Source organism: Micromonospora sp. NPDC051924, from assembly GCF_055586005.1.
Genome location: NZ_JBVJJA010000002.1, coordinates 133,555 through 150,565, shown reverse-complemented (window position 1 = coordinate 150,565; position 17,011 = coordinate 133,555). Strand labels below are relative to the sequence as shown.

The following is a 17,011-nucleotide window of genomic DNA, read 5'->3' as shown; positions in this document are numbered from 1 at the left end:
GCGGGATGCCGATCGAGTCGCACGTCGCCGCCTTCGCCGAGCTGGACGCCCGCACCTTCCACGACCTGCTCCGGCTGCGCATCGACGTGTTCGTCGTCGAGCAGGCCTGCCCGTACCCCGAGCTGGACGGCCGGGACACCGAGGCCGGCACCCGGCACCTGTGGCTGACGCGGGACGGTGCGGTGGTCGCGTACCTGCGGATCCTGGCCGACCCGGACGGGGTGGACCGGATCGGCCGGGTGGCGGTCGCGCCGGCGGCCCGTGGCACCGGCCTGGCCGGCCGGCTGATGGCCGAGGCCCTGACCCTGGTCGGTGACGGACCGTGCGTGCTGGAGGCGCAGACCCACCTGGTCGACTTCTACGCCGGCCACGGCTTCTCGGTCAGCGGCCCCGGCTACGTCGAGGACGGTATCCCGCACACCCCGATGCGCCGGCCGGGGCCGCCGGCCTGAGCTCAGACCAGGCAGGTGACGATGTCGGCGATCGACCGGCGGCGGCCGGTGTAGAAGGGGATCTCCTCGCGGACGTGCCGGCGGGCCCCGGCGGCCCGCAGGTCCCGCATCAGGTCGACGATCCGGTGCAGCTCGTCGGCCTCGAAGGCGAGCATCCACTCGTAGTCGCCGAGGGCGAACGAGGCCACCGTGTTGGCCCGCACGTCCGGGTAGCCCCGGGCCATCTTGCCGTGCTCGGCCAGCATCTCGCGCCGCTCGGCGTCCGGCAGCAGGTACCACTCGTACGAGCGGACGAACGGGTAGACGCAGAGGTAGGCCCGCGCCTCCTCGCCGGCCAGGAACGCCGGGATGTGGCTCTTGTTGAACTCGGCCGGCCGGTGCAGCGCCATCTGCGACCAGACCGGGGTGAGCGCCCGGCCCAGCGTGGTCCGGCGGAACCGCAGGTATGCGTCCTGCAGGGCGTCGCTGGAGGAGGAGTGCCACCAGATCATCAGGTCGGCGTCGGCGCGCAGCCCGGCCACGTCGTACGTGCCCCGGATGGTGACGTCCTTGCCGGCCAGCTCGGCGAAAAGGGACTCGACCTCGTCCACGACGTTCTCGCGCAGCGACGGGAGGGGGCTGGTGGCCCGGTACACCGACCACATGGTGTAGCGGATGGTCTCGTTGAGCTCCCGCAGCCGCGCCGCGTTGGTCTGCTCGGTCATGCTGCCGATCCTCCCAGTGCTGTGATGATCTCTTCGGCCGCCGTCTCGCCGGAGCGGACGCAGACCGGGATGCCCACCCCGTCGTAACCGGCCCCGGCCAGGGCCAGCGTGGGGTGGGCGGCGCGCAGGGCCGCCCGTACCGCCGCCACCCGGGCGAGATGCCCGGGGGTGTACTGCGGCAGGGCCCCGCCCCACCGCTGCACGTGCCGGGCCACCGGGTTGGGCAGTGGCGCGCCCAGCACCTTCGACAACTCCCGGTGCACGGTGGCGACCAGGTCGTCGTCGGTGAGCTGGAGGGATGCCTCGTCGCCGTACCGGCCGACCGAGGCGCGGACCAGGGCCAGTCCGTCCGGGCGGCTCAGGTGCCCCCACTTGGTGGTGAAGAAGGTGGACGCCTTGATCAGCAGCCCCTCGGTGGCCGGCACCAGGAAGCCGGACAGTTCCGGCAGCTCCGGCTCGGGCAGGGCCATGGTGATCAGGGCGACGCTGGCGTAGTCCAGCCCGCCGACGGTGTCGGCCACCTCGGGCGCCGGGGCGGCGAGCAGCCGGGCCGCCGGCCGGGCCGGCACCGCGAGCAGCACCGCGTCCACCTCGACGTGCTCCGGGTCGCGGGTCGCGCCGACGGTGAGCCGCCAGCCGGTCGCTGTCCGGTGCAGCTCGCGGACCGCGGCGTCCCGGCGTACCGTCGCGCCGCTCGCTTGCGCCGCCGCGTCGACCAGGGTGCTCAGGCCGCCGGCCAGGGTGCCGAAGACCGGCGCGCCGGGGGCACGGGGGGCGGCGGCCTGCGCGGCGCGGACCGCGCCGACCAGGGTGTGCTCGCTCCGGGCCGCCCGGGCCAGCGCCGGCATGGTGGTGACCAGGGAGAGGTCGTCGGCCCGGCCCGCGTAGACGCCGCCGAGCATCGGGTCGACCAGCCGGTCCGCCACCTGGTCGCCGAGCCGCGTCCGGACCAGCCGGCCGACCGAGGTGTCGTCGTCCGGGCCGAGCAGCGGCCGGCCGGCGTCCCGGTCGGCGTCCGCGGCCGGCTGCGCCACCGCCGCCACCTTCTCCAGATCCCCGGGTACGCCGACCAGGGTGCCGCCCGGGACCGGGCGCAACCCGCCGTCGACCACCAGCGCCGCCTGCCCGACCGTCGGGTGCACGATCCGCTCGGCCAGGCCGAGCCGGCGGACCAGGGACACCGCGGCCGACTCCGCACCGGTCGGGTCCCGCATCAGGAACGACTCGGCGCCGAACTCGACGGGGCCGCCGGCCAGTTCGCCGGTGCGCAGCTTGCCGCCGAGGCGGCCGGACTGCTCGTACACGGTGATCTCGGTGCCGGCGGGGGCGCGGTCGCGCAACCGGACGGCGGCGGCCAGCCCGGTGATCCCGCCACCGACGATCGCCACCCGCCACGGTCGCGCCACGATCAACTCCTCGCGTCGGCCGGCCGCGCGCTGAGCTCGTGCACCAGCGCGACCACCCGGGTCAGCACATCGGGGTCGGTCTCCGGCAGCACGCCGTGACCGAGGTTGAACACGTGTCCGGGGGCGGCCCGCCCCTGGTCGAGGATCCGGCGCACCTCGGCCTCCACCACCGGCCAGGGGGCGAACAGCACGCACGGGTCGAGGTTGCCCTGCACGGCCCGGTCCGGGCCGATCCGGCGGGTCGCCACGTCCAGCGGCGTACGCCAGTCCACGCCGACCACGTCGGCACCGGCCTCGCCCATCGCGCCGAGCAGCTCGGCGGTGCCCACGCCGAAGTGGATCCGGGGCACGCCCGCGTCGGCCAGGCCGGCGAGCACGTGCGCCGAGTGCGGCAGCACGTAGCGGCGGTAGTCGGCCTCGGAGAGCGCGCCGGCCCACGAATCGAACAGCTGCACCGCGGAGACCCCGGCGTCGACCTGCACCCGCAGGAAGGCGAGCGTCACCTCGGCCAGCCGGGCGCAGAGCGCGTGCCACAGCTCCGGCTCGCCGTACATCAACGCCTTGGTCTTCGCGTGGGTACGCGACGGTCCGCCCTCGACCAGGTAGCTGGCCAGGGTGAACGGGGCGCCGGCGAAGCCGATCAGCGGGGTGTCACCCAGCTCGGCGACGAGCTGCCGGACCGCCTCGTCCACGTAGGACACGTCGTCCCGGGTGATCGGGCGGATCCGCTCGACGTCGTCGGCGCTGCGCACCGGCTCGGCCACCACCGGCCCGGTGCCGGCCACGATGTCCAGGTCGACGCCGGCGGCGGCCACCGGGACCACGATGTCGCTGAACAGGATCGCGGCGTCCACCCCGTGCCGGCGGACCGGCTGGAGGGTGATCTCGGTGACCAGCTCGGGACGGCGGCACGACTCCAGCATCGGCACGTTGGCCCGGATCTCCCGGTATTCCGGCAGGGACCGGCCGGCCTGGCGCATGAACCAGACCGGGGTGTACGGGCCCGGCTCGCGCCGGCAGGCGCGGACGAAGGTCGAGTCGGCCGGCCCGCCGCTGCGGGGTTCTCCGTCTCGGGCGGCAGTGCCCGTGGTGTCGGTGGTCATCGCGGCCATCGTGCCACGCGCCCGGGCGGCGCCCGCGCTCACCGTCACCTTTTGTGACCGGCCACCCTCCGGTCCGCGGCCGGGCGGTCCCGAACATGATCGGGACCGCCCGCCCGGCGCGCCGTCACCCGGTGCGGGCGGGCGGCGGCATAGGCTGCCGGCATGGCCCCCCCGATCGCGCTCCCGGAAACCTTCGCTCGCGCGGTCGCGGGTCTGCGCTCGGCGACCTGCCGGCCCGAGATCGTGCTGGAGGAGGTCGGCGCGCCGCAGCGGCTGGCCCCGTACGCGTTCGCGCTCTCCGCCGCGGTCCCGCGGGACGAGGACGAGGTGGCCACCGGGCGGCTGATCCTGCTGCACGACCCGGCCGGCCACGAGGCCTGGCAGGGCACCCTCCGGCTGGTCACCTACGTGACCGCCGAGCTGGAGGTGGACCTGGCCAGCGACCCGCTGCTGCCCGGGGTGGGCTGGACCTGGCTGACCGACGCGCTGGACGCGCAGGACGCCCGGTACCGGGCGATCGGCGGCACGGTCACCCAGACCCTCTCCACCCGGTTCGGTGAGCTGGCCGGGCCGCCCGCCGCCGGGGACATCGAGATCCGCGCCTCGTGGACCCCGCTCGGGGTCGACCTGGCACCGCACCTGCTCGGTTGGTGCACCCTGCTGGCCTCGACGGCCGGCCTGCCGCCACCCGGCGTGACCGCCCTCTCCACCCGCCGCCCCGCCGGCGCCGCCTGACTGCCTCCCCGCCCGCGCGCCGTGCGCCACCCGCGCGCACCTTCCGGGAAACTGCTGTTTCCGGGCGCGCGAAAGCAGCACTTTCCGGGAAAGCGTGCGGATCGTGACGGGGGCCCGCCGGGTGGGTAGAGACGGACGGGCCGCCCCGGGTGAGCGGGACGGCCCGTGCCGGGCGGGTGCTCAGAGGTAGTTGTCGGCCTCGTCGCAGACCTTGTCCATGCCCTTGCTGGCCGCGTCGAAGGCGGCCTTGTCGCCGCGCGACGCCGCCCGCAGGGCGGTGGTCAGCTTGTCCAGGCAGCTGGCGATGACCTTCTTCTGCCGGGCCTGCTCGTCCCGGTCGTTCTTGGTGCCGGTCAGATCCTGCTCGGTGTCGGCCAGCTTGTCCCGGACCGACTGGAGGTCGGCCTTCAGCTTGTCGATCTCCTGCTGGTTGGCCGTGATGGTGCCGCTCTGCTGGCTGACCTGCTTCTCGGCCTTGTCCAACTTGCCGTTGGTGGTGACGTAGAGGCCGGTCATCACGCCGCCGAGGATGAAGAGCAGGCCGGCGACGAGGGCGAGGATCAGGGTGGTGCGCCCCTTGCCGGCGCCCGCCGCGGGCGCCCCGTACGGCGGCACCGGACCAGGCGGGGCCGACATCGGCTGGGGACCGAAGCCGGGGCCGGAGACCGGCGGGGCGGACATCGGCGGGGCCGACAGCGGCTGGGGACCGAAGCCGGGGCCGGAGACCGGCGGGGCGGACATCGGCGGGGCCGACAGCGGCTGCGGGTACCCGGGCGACGAGACCGGGGCGGCGCCGGACCCGGAGACCGGGGCGGCACCTGGCGCGTACCGGCCCGGAGCCGGGGTTCCGGCCGGCGGGTACTGGCCGGGGACCGGCGGCGCGGCCTGCGGCATGGTGGGCTGGGGCAGGGTCGGCTCCGGCTGGGCCGGCCCGTACTGCTGGGGTGCCGGCTGGCCGCCCCCGTACGGGCTGCCGTACACGGTGCCGCCCGGCGGCTGGGGCGGGTAACCGCCCGCGCCGGTCGGTGGCTGGGACATGTCTCTTCCTCCAGGTTTTGCTGGTCCCCACGGGGTGGCCCCGACGGGGCCGAGGTCGACGACTCGGGCGTGGTCGGGGCCACGCGCGGACGGTGGTGCGGTGCGGTCGAGGGCCGGCCGGCGGCGGTGCCGGTCAGCAGAGCGAGAAGGTGTCGCAGGCGGTCTTGATGGGCACCGCGAGGCCGATGCCCTCGGCGTCGCGGGCCTTGGCGGTGGCGATGCCGACGACCTCCTTGGACCCGTTGATCACCGGCCCGCCCGAGTTGCCGGGGTTGATCGGCGCGTCGAACTGGATGACCGGGCCGGAGTCCTCCTTGCGGAACGCGCTCACCACCCCCGTGGTGACGGTGTCCTGCAGGCCGAGCGGGGCGCCGACCACCACGATCTGCTGCCCGGACTTGACCGGCGTGCCGGCCGCGACCAGTGCCTTGAACCGGGCGGTGGTGCTCAACTGGGCGATGTCCTTGTCCTTGTCGACCCGGACGATGGTGGCCGGGAAACGCTGGTCGGACCGCTCCAGGAAGACCTTCCGGCCGCCGCCGTCGTAGACCGACTCCACCACGTGGAAGTTGGTCAGCAGCGTGGTGCCGCCGCCGGCCGGCGGCTTGCCGATCGCGAAGGCCGTGCCGGTGAAGTCGCCGGCCCGGACCCGGAACACGCTGGGCAGCACGGCGCTCGCCACGGCCTCCGGGTTGAAGGCCGCCCCGGCCTGCTTCTCCAGGGCGCCCGTCCGCTGCTCCAGGCCGTCGAACCGGGTGCCGGCCGCGCCCTGGACCTCGGCCAGCCGCCGGTCGGTGGCGGCGAGCCGGTCGCCCATCCGGTGGATCTGGTACGCCTGCACGCCGGCGACCACCACGAGCACCCCGACGAGGACCAGCGCCACCACCGTCAGCCGGCGCCGCGGGGCGGCCGGGGCGACCGGGTACGCGGGCTGCCCCGGCACGACCGGACCGGCGGCCGGCGGCCCGGGGTAGGCCGGCCCGGAGGTCGGCGGCCCGGGGTAGGCCGGCCCGGAGGTCGGCTGCGTGGACGCCGGAGCGAGGCCGGTCGGCGGGCCGTAGGCCGGAGCGGCGCCGGCCGGCTGCCCGAAGGTAGGGGCCGCGTTCGTCGGCTGGCCGGACGTCGGTGCCGCGCCGGCCGGCTGCCCGGGGGCGAAGCCGGTGGCCTGCCCGGGGGCGGTGGCCGTCGGCCAGCCGACCTGGGCGCGGGGTGCGGCGGGCGGGGCGCCGGGGCCGCCCCACTGCCCGCTGTTCGGCGTGGGCGACCAGGTGGTTCGCGGTGCCGGCACGGCCGACTGGCCGGGGGTGCCGGGCAGCTCGGGAGCCGCCGGACCACCGGCTGCCGTCGGGTTCTGCAGGCCGTGCCCGTAGCCGGCCGGAGTCGGGTAGCTGGCGCCCGCGGCGGCCGGCGGTGCGGGGAAACCGTCGGGCGGAAGGGGTGCAACGCCACCGCCGGCCGGGGCGGGGAAAGCGCCGCCGGACGCCGGGAAGCCGGTCTGTCCGGGCACCGGGGCGTGGCCGGCCGGGCGGGCGATACGCGGCGGCAGCGGCCCCGGGCGGCCGCCCGGCGACGGCTCGCCACGCCCCTGGTCGGCCGTCTCGTCCGCGCCCTGCCCGGGCACTCCGTCGCCGGCTCCGTAACCAGCCGTCATGGTCGCTTGTCCTCCCCCGTGCACACCCCGCCGCGACACCGCTGCCGGAGCCCTTCGGGCCCGACGCGGCCCGAAGGACCGTACCGGCGCGAACGGGGTTTGTCTCCCCCGTTGTCCGACCCTGCCACATCGACGCAAGCCGACTCTGCCACGACATCTGCCGGCCATCCCGCCGACACGCGCCCGACCGGCTGCGCACACCGGATCTCCCGGCGCACTAGGGTTGTCAGGTGACCGACGAACCACCCCTGCACCGTCGGGCCGCCGAAAGCCGTACGGGAGAGGTCTCTCCGCACCCGTCGCCGGTCGTTCCGGAGCCGACGGACGCGGGGAGCGAACCGACCGCCGGCGGGGCCGTCCCGCTGACCGCCCCGCGCGAGGGCACACCCGCCCCGGTGGCCGCTCCGGCCGAGCTCGACGAGGTCGTGGCCCGTTTCGCGGCCGGCAGCGGCCCGGTGGCCCTGGACGCCGAGCGCGCCTCGGGATACCGCTACAGCCAGCGGGCGTACCTGGTGCAACTGCGCCGGGACGGCGCCGGCACCGCGCTGATCGACCCGCTGCCGCTGCCCGACCTCTCCGCCCTGGACGCGGCGATCGCCGAGGCCGAGTGGGTGCTGCACGCCGCCAGCCAGGACCTGGCCTGCCTGGCCGAGGTGGGGCTGCGGCCCCGCCGGCTCTTCGACACCGAGCTCGCCGCCCGGCTGGCCGGCTTCGAGCGGGTCGGCCTGGCCGCGCTGACCGAGCAGCTCCTGGGCTACACGCTGGAGAAGCACCACTCGGCGGCGGACTGGTCCAGCCGGCCGTTGCCGGAGTCCTGGCTGACGTACGCGGCGCTGGACGTGGAGATGCTGGTGGACCTGCGCGACGCGCTCGACGAGGAGCTGCGCCGGCAGGGCAAGTCGGAGTGGGCGGCGGAGGAGTTCGCCGCGCTGGTCCGCAACGGCGTCCGGCCGCCGCGGCTGCGCGCCGAGCCGTGGCGGCGCACCTCGGGCATCCACCGGGTACGCGGGGCGCGGGCCCAGGCCCGGGTGCGCTCGCTCTGGTACGCCCGGGACCAGATCGCCGCACGGCGGGACGCCGCACCGGGGCGGGTGCTGCCGGACTCGGCCATCGTGGCCGCCGCCGAACTGGACCCGAAGGACGAGAAGACCCTGCTGACCCTCCCCGGCTTCGGCGGTCGCTCGGTGCGCCGGCTGGCGCGTACCTGGCTGGCGGCCCTGGACGACGCCCGCCAGCTCCCGGACGACGCGCTGCCCGTCACCCCGGTCGTGGAGGGGCCGCCCCCGCCGCACCGGTGGGCGGAGCGGGACCCGGTGGCGGCGGGCCGGCTGGCCCGCTGTCGGGAGGTGGTGGTCGGCACGGCCGGCGCGCACAACCTCCCGCCGGAGAACCTCGTCGCGCCGGACTACATCCGCCGCCTCGCCTGGCAGCCCCCCGAGGAGATCACCGACGCCACGGTGGCGGAGACCCTCCGCACCTTCGGCGCCCGCGAGTGGCAGATCACCCTCCTCCTCCCCGCCCTCACCGAGGCCCTCCACCTCCCCGGGTTCTGACCGCCCCCGCCGACGGGGCGCGTGTGGAGTGTGGGATGGGCCACATGGGGGGTGGTGTCGGGGTTGGTTACTGGCGAGTAGCATCCGGGGAAATGCCAGTGCCGAGGAGGCTCCAAGTGCCCCGTGAAGTTCGGGATGTCGTCTTCGTCGACGGCGTCCGCACCCCGTTCGGCAAGGCGGGTGGCATGTACGCCAACACCCGCGCCGACGACCTGGTGATCCGCTGCATCCGCGAGCTGATGCGGCGCAACCCGCAGCTGCCGCCGGAGCGGGTCGAGGAGGTCGCCATCGCGGCCACCACCCAGATCGGCGACCAGGGCCTGACCATCGGCCGCACCGCCGCCCTGCTGGCCGGCCTGCCCAAGACGGTGCCCGGCTTCGCCATCGACCGGATGTGCGCCGGCGCGATGACCGCGGTCACCACGGTGGCCAGCGGCATCGCCGTGGGCGCGTACGACGTGGCCATCGCCGGCGGCGTCGAGCACATGGGCCGCCACCCGATGGGTGAGGGCGTCGACCCCAACCCGCGAATCATCGCGGAGAAGCTGGTCGACCCGTCCGCCCTGGTCATGGGGGCCACCGCGGAGAACCTGCACGACCGGGTCCCGCACATCACCAAGGAGCGCACCGACGCGTTCGCGCTCGCCTCGCAGCAGAAGACCGCCAAGGCGTACGCCAACGGCAAGCTCCAGGGCGACCTGGTGCCGGTCGCCATCCGCGACGACGAGAACGGCTGGGGCCTGGCCACGGTGGACGAGGCTCCCCGGGACACCTCGATGGAGAAGCTCGCCAGCCTGAAGACCCCGTTCCGCCCGCACGGCAAGGTCACCGCGGGCAACGCGGCCGGCCTGAACGACGGCGCCACCGCGGCCCTGCTGGTCGCCGAGGACACCGCCCGCGAGCTGGGCCTGCCGGTCGGCATGCGGCTGGTGTCGTACGGCTTCGTCGGCGTGGAGCCCGAGGTGATGGGCGTCGGCCCGATCCCGTCGACCGAGAAGGCGCTGCGCATCGCCGGCCTGACCATCGACGACATCGGCCTGTTCGAGCTGAACGAGGCGTTCGCCGTGCAGGTGCTCGCCTTCCTCGACCACTTCGGCATCGCCGACGACGACCCGCGGGTCAACCCGTGGGGCGGCGCGATCGCCATCGGGCACCCGCTCGCCTCCTCGGGTGTCCGGCTGATGACCCAGCTGGCCCGGCAGTTCGCCGAGCACCCCGAGGTCCGCTACGGCCTCACCGCCATGTGCATCGGCATCGGCATGGGCGGCACCGTGATCTGGGAGAACCCGCACTGGGAGGGCAACAAGTGAGCGCGCTCGCCGCACCGAACGAGGTCGTCACCAAGGCGCTGCTGCGGCAGGTGAACGTACCGGGGCTGGACCGTCCCGCCGCCCTGATCACCCTGGACAACGGCTTCGACCACACCAAGCCGAACACCTTCGGCCCCGGCGGGTTGACCAGCCTGGACGAGGCGATCACCGCCGCCCTGGCGGCGAACCCGGCGTTCATCGCGGTCACCGGCAAGCCGTACATCTTCTGCGTGGGCGCGGACATCACCGGCCTGCCGCTGCTCGCGGACCGCGAGCAGGCGCTGGAGATCGGCCGGCTCGGCCACCGGGTCTTCGCCCGGCTCAAGGACAGCGCGGTGCCCACCTTCGCCTTCGTCAACGGCGCGGCGATGGGCGGCGGCCTGGAGCTGGCCCTGCACTGCCACTACCGGACCCTGTCGGCGGGCGCGGCGGCCCTCGCGCTGCCCGAGGTCTCGCTCGGCCTGGTCCCCGGCTGGGGCGGCACCCAGCTGCTGCCGAACCTGATCGGCATCCCGGCCGCGACCCAGGTGATCCTGCAGAACCCGCTGATGCAGAACAAGATGCTCAAGCCGAAGCAGGCGGCCGAGATGGGCATCGCGGACGTGCTGCTGGAGCCGGCCGACTTCCTGGAGCGGTCCCTGGAGTGGGCCGCCGGCGTGGTCCGGGGCGAGGTCACGGTGACCCGGCCCGAGGTCGACAAGGACATGTGGGCGGGCGTGCTCTACTTCGCCCGGCAGACCCTCGACCAGCGGCTGCACGGCGCGGTCCCGGCCGCGTACAAGGCGCTGGACCTGCTGGAGACCGCGAAGGACGGCGACTTCGCCACCGGCACCGCCGCCGAGGACGAGGCCCTGGCCGACCTGGTCTTCTCCGAGGAACTGCGCAGCGGCCTGTACGCCTTCGACCTGGTGCAGCGGCGGGCCAAGCGGCCGGCCGGCGCGCCGGACAAGGGCCTGGCCCGGCCGGTCACCAAGGTCGGCATCGTCGGCGCCGGCCTGATGGCCAGCCAGCTCGCCCTGCTCTTCGCCCGTCGCCTCCAGGTGCCGGTCGTGATGACCGACCTGGACCAGTCCCGGGTGGACAAGGGCGTCGGCTACGTGCACACCCAGATCGAGAAGGCCGTCAGCAAGGGCCGGATGGACAAGGGCACCGCCGCCAAGCTGTACGGCCTGGTCAGCGGCGCGGTCGACAAGGCCGCCTTCGCCGACGCCGACTTCGTCATCGAGGCGGTCTTCGAGGACCTGAACGTCAAGAAGCAGGTCTGGGCCGAGCTGGAGAAGATCGTCAAGCCGGAGGCGGTGCTCGCCACCAACACCAGCTCGCTCTCGGTCACCGAGATGGCGGCGGACCTGGAGCACCCCGAGCGGGTGGTGGGCTTCCACTTCTTCAACCCGGTCGCGATGATGCCGCTGCTGGAGATCGTCCGCGGCGAGCTGACCGACGACGTCACCCTGGCCACCGCGTTCGCCGTCGGCAAGCAGCTGAAGAAGTCGTCGGTGCTGGTCAAGGACGCCCCGGCGTTCGTGGTCAACCGGCTGCTCACCCGCTTCCTCGGCACCGTCTTCGCCGCCGTCGACCAGGGCACCCCGCTGGACGTGGCGAACAGCGCGCTGGACCCGCTGGGCCTGCCGATGCGCCCGCTCGCCCTGCTCCAGCTGGTCGGGCCGGCCGTGGCGTACCACGTGGGCGGCACCCTGCACGCCGCCTTCCCGGACCGGTTCGGGGTCAGCGAGAACCTCAAGCGGATCGCCGACTCCGGCCAGCCGATCGTGGTCGACGACCAGGTCAACGAGGAGGTCGCCAAGCTGCTCGTGGTCGGCGACCAGCCGCTCACCGCCGAGCAGGTGCGCCAGAACGCGCTGGACGCGCTGGCGCAGGAGATCCGGCTCATGCTCGACGAGGGCGTCGTCGCCGAGGCGCAGGACATCGACCTGTGCATGATCCTCGGCGCCGGCTGGCCGTTCCACCTGGGCGGCGTCACGCCGTACCTGGACCGGACCGGCACCGCCGAGCGGGTCGCCGGCCGGCGGTTCCTGCCGCGCGGCGTGGCCAGCCTGCGCTGACGAGGCCGGTCTGACGCCGCCCACCGACGTGGACCCGTCAGCCTGATCGACCGCCGCTCCCCCGCGATCGCGGTGGCCGGCCGTCCCCTCCGGACGGTCCGGCCGCCGCGATCGTCGTTTTCGTCCCGGACGTCCCAGCCCGCCCCGAAGGACCCCGGAAGGTCACCACCCGACCACCCACCGGGCACGGTCGCGCCGCCGAACCGGCTCCCTGGTCACGACCCGGTCCCGGTTTCGTCACTCCCGCCCCACGCGTGCAGCGCGGTGTCGGTCCGGCTGGCTACCATCACGCGTCCGGACTTCCCACAGGAGCTGCCACAGACATGTCCCAGCCGCCGTACAACCCTCAGCCCGGTTCCTACCCCCCGCCCTCCCAGCAGCCCGGCGGATACCCGCCCCAGCAGCCGCAGTACGGCGGCGGGTACCCGCCGCAGCAGCCCGGCCAGCCGTACGGCGCGGAGGCGGGCCAGCCCGGCTACGGCCAGCACGGCTACGGCCAGCCTGGCTACGGCCAGCCCGCCGAGCCGCCGAAGAAGAAGTCCAGCGTCGGCAAGATCCTGCTGATCGTCCTGGCCGTCGTGGTGCTGCTCTGCGTGGGCGGCGGCGTCGCGGCCTACTTCGCCACCAAGGACAAGGTGACCGAGGTCGTCGACGCCACGAAGACCCGGGTGGAGGCCCCGGCCACCCTCGCCGGCAAGCCGAAGGTGACCGACCCGAAGCTGGTGGCCGCCGCCGACCAGATGAAGACGCAGATCCAGGGGGACGTGCCGGGGGCGACCAGCACCGTCGGCGCCTTCTACGGCGACCCGGCGAAGCAGGACCTGGTGATGATCGCCGGCGCGTCCGGCCTGATCGCCGACCCGAAGAAGGAGCTGGACGACGCCACCAAGGGCATCTCCACCGACATGGGCGTGGCCACCTTCAAGACGGTCGAGCCGGGTCCGCTGGGCGGCGACGCCAAGTGCGGCGACGGCGAGACCTCGGGCGTGAAGGTCGGCGTGTGCGTCTGGGCCGACAAGGGCAGCCTCGGGCTGATCCTCGTCTACGACAAGTCCGCCGCCGAGCTGGAGAAGCAGTTCGTCACCATGCGGGGCCAGATCGAGAAGCGGAGCTGACCGCTTCCACGAGCCCGGAGACCGGCCCCCGCCGTACGGCGGGGGCCGGTCCGCGTATCCGGGTCAGGCCGGCGCGGCGGCCCGCTCCGCGGGGCTGCGGCAGACGCAGAACTCGTTCCCCTCGGGATCAGCCAGCACCACCCAGCCGGTGCCGTCGGGCCGCCGCCGGTCGGCGACCAGGGTGGCGCCGAGGCCGCGCAGCCGCTCGACCTCGGCGTCCCGGGACCCCTCGGCGGCGTGCACGTCGAGGTGGAACGCGCCCTTGCCGTGCCGCTCCCCCACCCGCACGAAGAGCAGGTCGGGGCCGTGGCCGTCGGGCGCGACCAGGACCGCCTCCGGGTCGCCGGGGTGGTCGTCGTCGTGCAGCTTCCGGTCGAGCACCGCCGCCCACCAGCTGGCCAGGGCGTACGGGTCGTCGCTCTCGACGGTGACGCAGTGGATCTGTGCACTCACGGTGCTTCCTCCTGATCGGAGTGCGCCCCGCGGAACTGGATGACGTCAGCGGTGACCGGTGCGGGGCGCGGGACTGTTCACGGTGGACATCGACCACACCCCCTTCCGCAGCTCGGGCTGACCGGTTGATCATGTCAGCTGACCGGCCCCGGACGCAAGACCGCGCCTCAGGTGGCGGCCGGGGCGTCCGCCGACGGCAGCGTGACGGTCACCTCCAGGCCACCGCCCGGCTGCGCCACCACCTTCACCGTGCCGCCGTGCGCGTCGCTGACCGCCCGGACGATGGAGAGCCCGAGACCCGAGCCGCGCGCCCCGGTCCGCTCCTGGCCGCCCCGGCGGAACGGCTCGAACAGCCCCGGCACGTCGGCCTGGGCGACCTCGAAGCCGGTGTTCCCGACCACCAGCCAGGAGCGCTTGCCGTCGGTGCCGGTCCGCACCCAGAGCCGACCCTGCAGGTGGTTGTAGCGGACCGCGTTCTCCACCAGGTTGCCGGCGAGCCGGTCGAGCAGGCCCGGGTCGCCGACCACCGGCGCCGGGCGCAGCGAGGTGTGCACCCGCAGGCCGATCCGCTCCACCTCGCGGGCCATCGCCGACAGCGCGTTGGCGGTGCCCACCGCGAGGTCGCACTCGGCCCGGCGGGCCAGCCGGCGGCCGGTCTGAGCCTCGCTGCGGGCCAGCACCAGCAGCGCGTCGACCAGGCCGTTGGCCCGCTCCGAGGCCTCCCGCACCACGGTGGCCATCCGGCGGTACTCGGCGATGTCCGCCTCGTCGTCGCTGAGCGTCACGTCGATCTCGGTCCGCATCACCGCGAGTGGGGTACGCAGCTCGTGCGAGGCGTTGGCGACGAAGCGCTTCTGCGCCTCGAACGCGGCCGCGATCCGGTCCAGCATGGCGTCGAAGGTCTCGGCCAGCTCGGCCACCTCGTCGTCCGCGCCGGACCAGCGAATCCGCTGGTCGAGGGTGGCCTCGCCGAGCCGCCGGGCGGTCGCGGTGACCTGGTGCAGCGGGCGCAGCGCCCGGCCGGCCACCGCGTACGCGCCGGCGACGCCGACCACGCTGATCGCCAGCAGCGCCACCAGGCCCTTGACCAGCAGCTCCCGGGAGGCTGCGTCGACGAGCTGCCGCTGCCACTGCCCGGCGTCCAGGGTGCGGCCGTCGGCGAGCACCACCGTGGTGCCGGGCAGCAGCTCGTCGGTGGGGCGCAGCGCGCCCCGGACCAGCAGCCAGGCCAGCAGCACCAGGATCGCCCCGGCGCCGACCAGCAGCACCCCGTTGAGCAGGGTGAGCCGCAGCCGCAGGGTGGGCCGGGGGCGCAGGCTCGACCGGCCTGGCGCCCGGGAGCCGGCCGCCGCGGTCGACGTCGCCGTCATGCCGACGCCTCCGCCAGCATCCGGTAGCCGGCGCCGACCACCGTCTCGATCAGCGGCGGGTCGCCCAGCTTCTTGCGCAACGTCATGACGGTGACCCGGACGATGGTGGTGAACGGGTCGGTGTTCGCGTCCCAGACCCGTTCCAGCAGCTCCTCGCTGGAGACCACCGCGCCGCGCGCCTTGAGCAGCTCGGCCAGCACGCCGAACTCCTTGTTGGTCAGGTCCACCGGGGTCCCGCCCCGGGTGACCACCCGGCGGGCCGGGTCGAGCACCAGGCCGGCGACCTCGAACACCGGCGGGGCGGCCGGGGTGGCCCGCCGGCCCAGCGCCTGCACCCGGGCCACCAGCTCGTCGAAGGCGAACGGCTTGGGCAGGTAGTCGTCGGCGCCGAGCTGGAGGCCCTCGACCCGGTCGGCGACCGTGCCGCTGGCGGTGAGCATCAGCACCCGGGTCAGCGTCCCGGAGGCGGCCAGGTCGGCGCAGATCCGGTCGCCGTGCACGCCGGGCAGGTCCCGATCGAGGACCACCACGTCGTACCGGGTGACGAAGGCCGCCTCGTGCCCCGCGTCGCCGTCGTAGGCGACGTCCACGGCCATGCCGCGCTTGCGCAGCCCGCGCGCGATCGCGTCGGCGAGGTTCCGCTCGTCCTCGACCACCAGTACCCGCATCCCGGCCTCCCACCTCGTGACCTCCCGACAACCTAGTGCCGGCCACCAAACCAGCGTCCCTCGCCGTCGTTGCAAATATCCTTCGGGTACGCGATGCTTCCCGGCACCTGTTGACATCCGCCCGGCCGCCGTACCGGGCACCGAACGGACGGAGCAGGCCGTGACCGTGGTCGACCCCGGGCGGGACATCGCCTACCGACGCTTCCGGTTGCCGGCGGACCTGGATCTGGGCGCGGCCGACGGGGTGACCGCCGGACCGGACGGGCTGGTCATCGGCGTCCCGGCCGGCCGGACCGCGCACACCGACCCGCATTCCGGGGTCACCGCGACCTACGAGCTGGCGACCTGGACCTCACCGGTGGTCGAGGTCGGCTTCCCGGTCGGCGAGGTGGTGCCGTCCTGGACCGGGGACACCCCGGAGGGTTGCTGGCTGCGGGTGGAGCTGCGCGGCCGGGCCGGGAACGGGCCGACCACCGACTGGTACGACCTGGGGCACTGGGCCGCCGACGAGACGACGATCCACCGCAGCTCGGTCCCGGGGCAGGCGCAGGCGAAGGTGGACACCTTCGGCCCGCTGCGCTCGGCGGCCACCGGCTGGCAGGTCCGGGTCACCTTCCACCGGCGGGCCGGCCTGGCGGTGAGCCCGGTGCTGCGAACCGTCGGCGCGGTCGCCACGGCAGAGGCCCCGGACCCGGCCGGCGACCCGACCGCCGAGCCGACCGGCCCGGGCGGGCGGGCGACGGACCCGGTCACCCCGAGCGGTGACGCGGCCGACGTCCGGGGGCGGGTGCTCGACGTGCCCCGGTACTCGCAGCGCCTGCACGCCGGCGGGGAGACCCGATGGGGCGGCGGCGGGGACTCCTGGTGCAGCCCCACCTGCGTCTCGATGGTGCTGGACTTCTGGGGCGCCGGCCCCACCCCCGACCGCTACGCCTGGGTGGATCCGCCCGGCCATCGGCCGGTGGTGGTGCACGCCGCCCGACACTGCTACGACCACGCGTACGCGGGGGCCGGGAACTGGCCGTTCAACACCGCGTACGCCGCCCGGCACGGGGTGGACGCCTTCGTCACCCGGCTGCGCGGCCTCGCCGAGGCGGAACGGTTCGTCGCGGCTGGCATCCCGCTGATCGTGTCTGCGGCCTTCACGAAGGGCCAGGTGCCGGGGCTGGACTACGACACCCGGGGGCACCTGATGGTGCTGGTCGGCTTCACCGCCGACGGCGACCCGGTGCTCAACGACCCGTACGCGCCGGACGACGAGGCGGTCCGCCGGACCGTGCCCCGGGGGCCGTTCGAGGCGGCCTGGCAGGGCGGCAGCGGGGGCGTCACGTACGTGCTCCGGCCGGAGTCGGTGCCGTTGCCCCCGCCGCCCGCGCAGGCCAACTGGTGA

At 74.8% G+C, this 17,011-nt stretch carries 15 protein-coding genes; 7 read left to right on the top strand and 8 right to left on the bottom strand.

All coding sequences use genetic code 11. From position 1 onward, the window contains the following. The first annotated feature begins 5 nt into the window (after nucleotides 1-5). The gene (locus tag ACZ6S5_RS02035) at nucleotides 6-452 is read left to right on the top strand and encodes a GNAT family N-acetyltransferase (protein WP_465996781.1); all 447 of its coding nucleotides are present in this window, start codon (nucleotides 6-8) and stop codon (nucleotides 450-452) included. A 2-nt stretch (nucleotides 453-454) separates the two neighbouring features. Here the strand turns inward: ACZ6S5_RS02035 and hemQ are convergent, their stop codons facing one another. From hemQ to hemE, 3 genes are read right to left on the bottom strand one after another with little or no spacing between them, the layout of a single operon-like run. Next, on the bottom strand, nucleotides 455-1,156 hold the full coding sequence (hemQ, locus tag ACZ6S5_RS02030) for a hydrogen peroxide-dependent heme synthase (RefSeq protein WP_465996779.1): 702 nt from the start codon (nucleotides 1,154-1,156) through the stop codon (nucleotides 455-457). Further along, nucleotides 1,153-2,562: a protoporphyrinogen oxidase gene (gene hemG / locus ACZ6S5_RS02025; RefSeq protein ID WP_465996777.1), complete on the bottom strand. Its 1,410-nt coding sequence runs from the start codon at nucleotides 2,560-2,562 to the stop codon at nucleotides 1,153-1,155. The genes hemQ and hemG overlap by 4 nt, the downstream gene beginning before the upstream one ends. Nucleotides 2,563-2,564: 2 nt before the next feature. Beyond that, on the bottom strand, nucleotides 2,565-3,665 hold the full coding sequence (hemE, locus tag ACZ6S5_RS02020) for a uroporphyrinogen decarboxylase (protein WP_465996775.1): 1,101 nt from the start codon (nucleotides 3,663-3,665) through the stop codon (nucleotides 2,565-2,567). Nucleotides 3,666-3,827: 162 nt separating this feature from the next. Here hemE and ACZ6S5_RS02015 point away from each other — a divergent pair, with 162 nt between their 5' ends. Beyond that, the gene (locus ACZ6S5_RS02015; RefSeq protein ID WP_465996773.1) at nucleotides 3,828-4,400 is read left to right on the top strand and encodes a DUF3000 domain-containing protein; all 573 of its coding nucleotides are present in this window, start codon (nucleotides 3,828-3,830) and stop codon (nucleotides 4,398-4,400) included. Between the two features lie 180 nt (nucleotides 4,401-4,580). Here ACZ6S5_RS02015 and ACZ6S5_RS02010 read toward each other — a convergent pair whose 3' ends face one another. After that, nucleotides 4,581-5,438: a hypothetical protein gene (locus ACZ6S5_RS02010; protein WP_465996771.1), complete on the bottom strand. Its 858-nt coding sequence runs from the start codon at nucleotides 5,436-5,438 to the stop codon at nucleotides 4,581-4,583. Between the two features lie 133 nt (nucleotides 5,439-5,571). After that, the gene (locus ACZ6S5_RS02005) at nucleotides 5,572-6,753 is read right to left on the bottom strand and encodes a S1C family serine protease (RefSeq protein ID WP_465996978.1); all 1,182 of its coding nucleotides are present in this window, start codon (nucleotides 6,751-6,753) and stop codon (nucleotides 5,572-5,574) included. Nucleotides 6,754-7,319: 566 nt separating this feature from the next. On the opposite strand from ACZ6S5_RS02005, the gene ACZ6S5_RS02000 reads away from it, so the two are divergent. The 4 genes from ACZ6S5_RS02000 (at nucleotide 7,320) to ACZ6S5_RS01985 (ending at nucleotide 13,130) form a co-directional block, all read left to right on the top strand. After that, nucleotides 7,320-8,642: a ribonuclease D gene (locus ACZ6S5_RS02000; RefSeq protein WP_465996769.1), complete on the top strand. Its 1,323-nt coding sequence runs from the start codon at nucleotides 7,320-7,322 to the stop codon at nucleotides 8,640-8,642. 116 nt (nucleotides 8,643-8,758) lie between these two features. Beyond that, a complete protein-coding gene (locus ACZ6S5_RS01995) occupies nucleotides 8,759-9,952 on the top strand; it encodes a thiolase family protein (protein WP_465996767.1) in 1,194 nt (397 codons plus the stop codon). Further along, nucleotides 9,949-12,015: a 3-hydroxyacyl-CoA dehydrogenase NAD-binding domain-containing protein gene (locus tag ACZ6S5_RS01990; RefSeq protein ID WP_465996765.1), complete on the top strand. Its 2,067-nt coding sequence runs from the start codon at nucleotides 9,949-9,951 to the stop codon at nucleotides 12,013-12,015. The genes ACZ6S5_RS01995 and ACZ6S5_RS01990 overlap by 4 nt, the downstream gene beginning before the upstream one ends. Nucleotides 12,016-12,338: 323 nt before the next feature. After that, nucleotides 12,339-13,130, top strand: coding sequence for a hypothetical protein (locus tag ACZ6S5_RS01985; protein WP_465996763.1), 792 nt, complete (start codon nucleotides 12,339-12,341; stop codon nucleotides 13,128-13,130). A 63-nt stretch (nucleotides 13,131-13,193) separates the two neighbouring features. Here the strand turns inward: ACZ6S5_RS01985 and ACZ6S5_RS01980 are convergent, their stop codons facing one another. The 3 genes from ACZ6S5_RS01980 to ACZ6S5_RS01970 all read right to left on the bottom strand — a co-directional run bounded on the left by ACZ6S5_RS01980 (nucleotide 13,194) and on the right by ACZ6S5_RS01970 (nucleotide 15,621). Continuing rightward, complete coding sequence (locus ACZ6S5_RS01980; protein WP_465996761.1) at nucleotides 13,194-13,583, bottom strand: VOC family protein; 390 nt, start codon at nucleotides 13,581-13,583, stop codon at nucleotides 13,194-13,196. Between the two features lie 167 nt (nucleotides 13,584-13,750). Beyond that, nucleotides 13,751-14,953: a sensor histidine kinase gene (locus ACZ6S5_RS01975; protein WP_465996760.1), complete on the bottom strand. Its 1,203-nt coding sequence runs from the start codon at nucleotides 14,951-14,953 to the stop codon at nucleotides 13,751-13,753. Beyond that, a complete protein-coding gene (locus ACZ6S5_RS01970; RefSeq protein ID WP_465996758.1) occupies nucleotides 14,950-15,621 on the bottom strand; it encodes a response regulator transcription factor in 672 nt (223 codons plus the stop codon). Before ACZ6S5_RS01970 ends, ACZ6S5_RS01975 begins: the two co-directional genes overlap by 4 nt. Before the next feature lie 160 nt (nucleotides 15,622-15,781). Between ACZ6S5_RS01970 and ACZ6S5_RS01965 the strand changes: the two genes are divergently transcribed. Further along, complete coding sequence (locus tag ACZ6S5_RS01965) at nucleotides 15,782-17,011, top strand: peptidase C39 family protein (RefSeq protein ID WP_465996756.1); 1,230 nt, start codon at nucleotides 15,782-15,784, stop codon at nucleotides 17,009-17,011.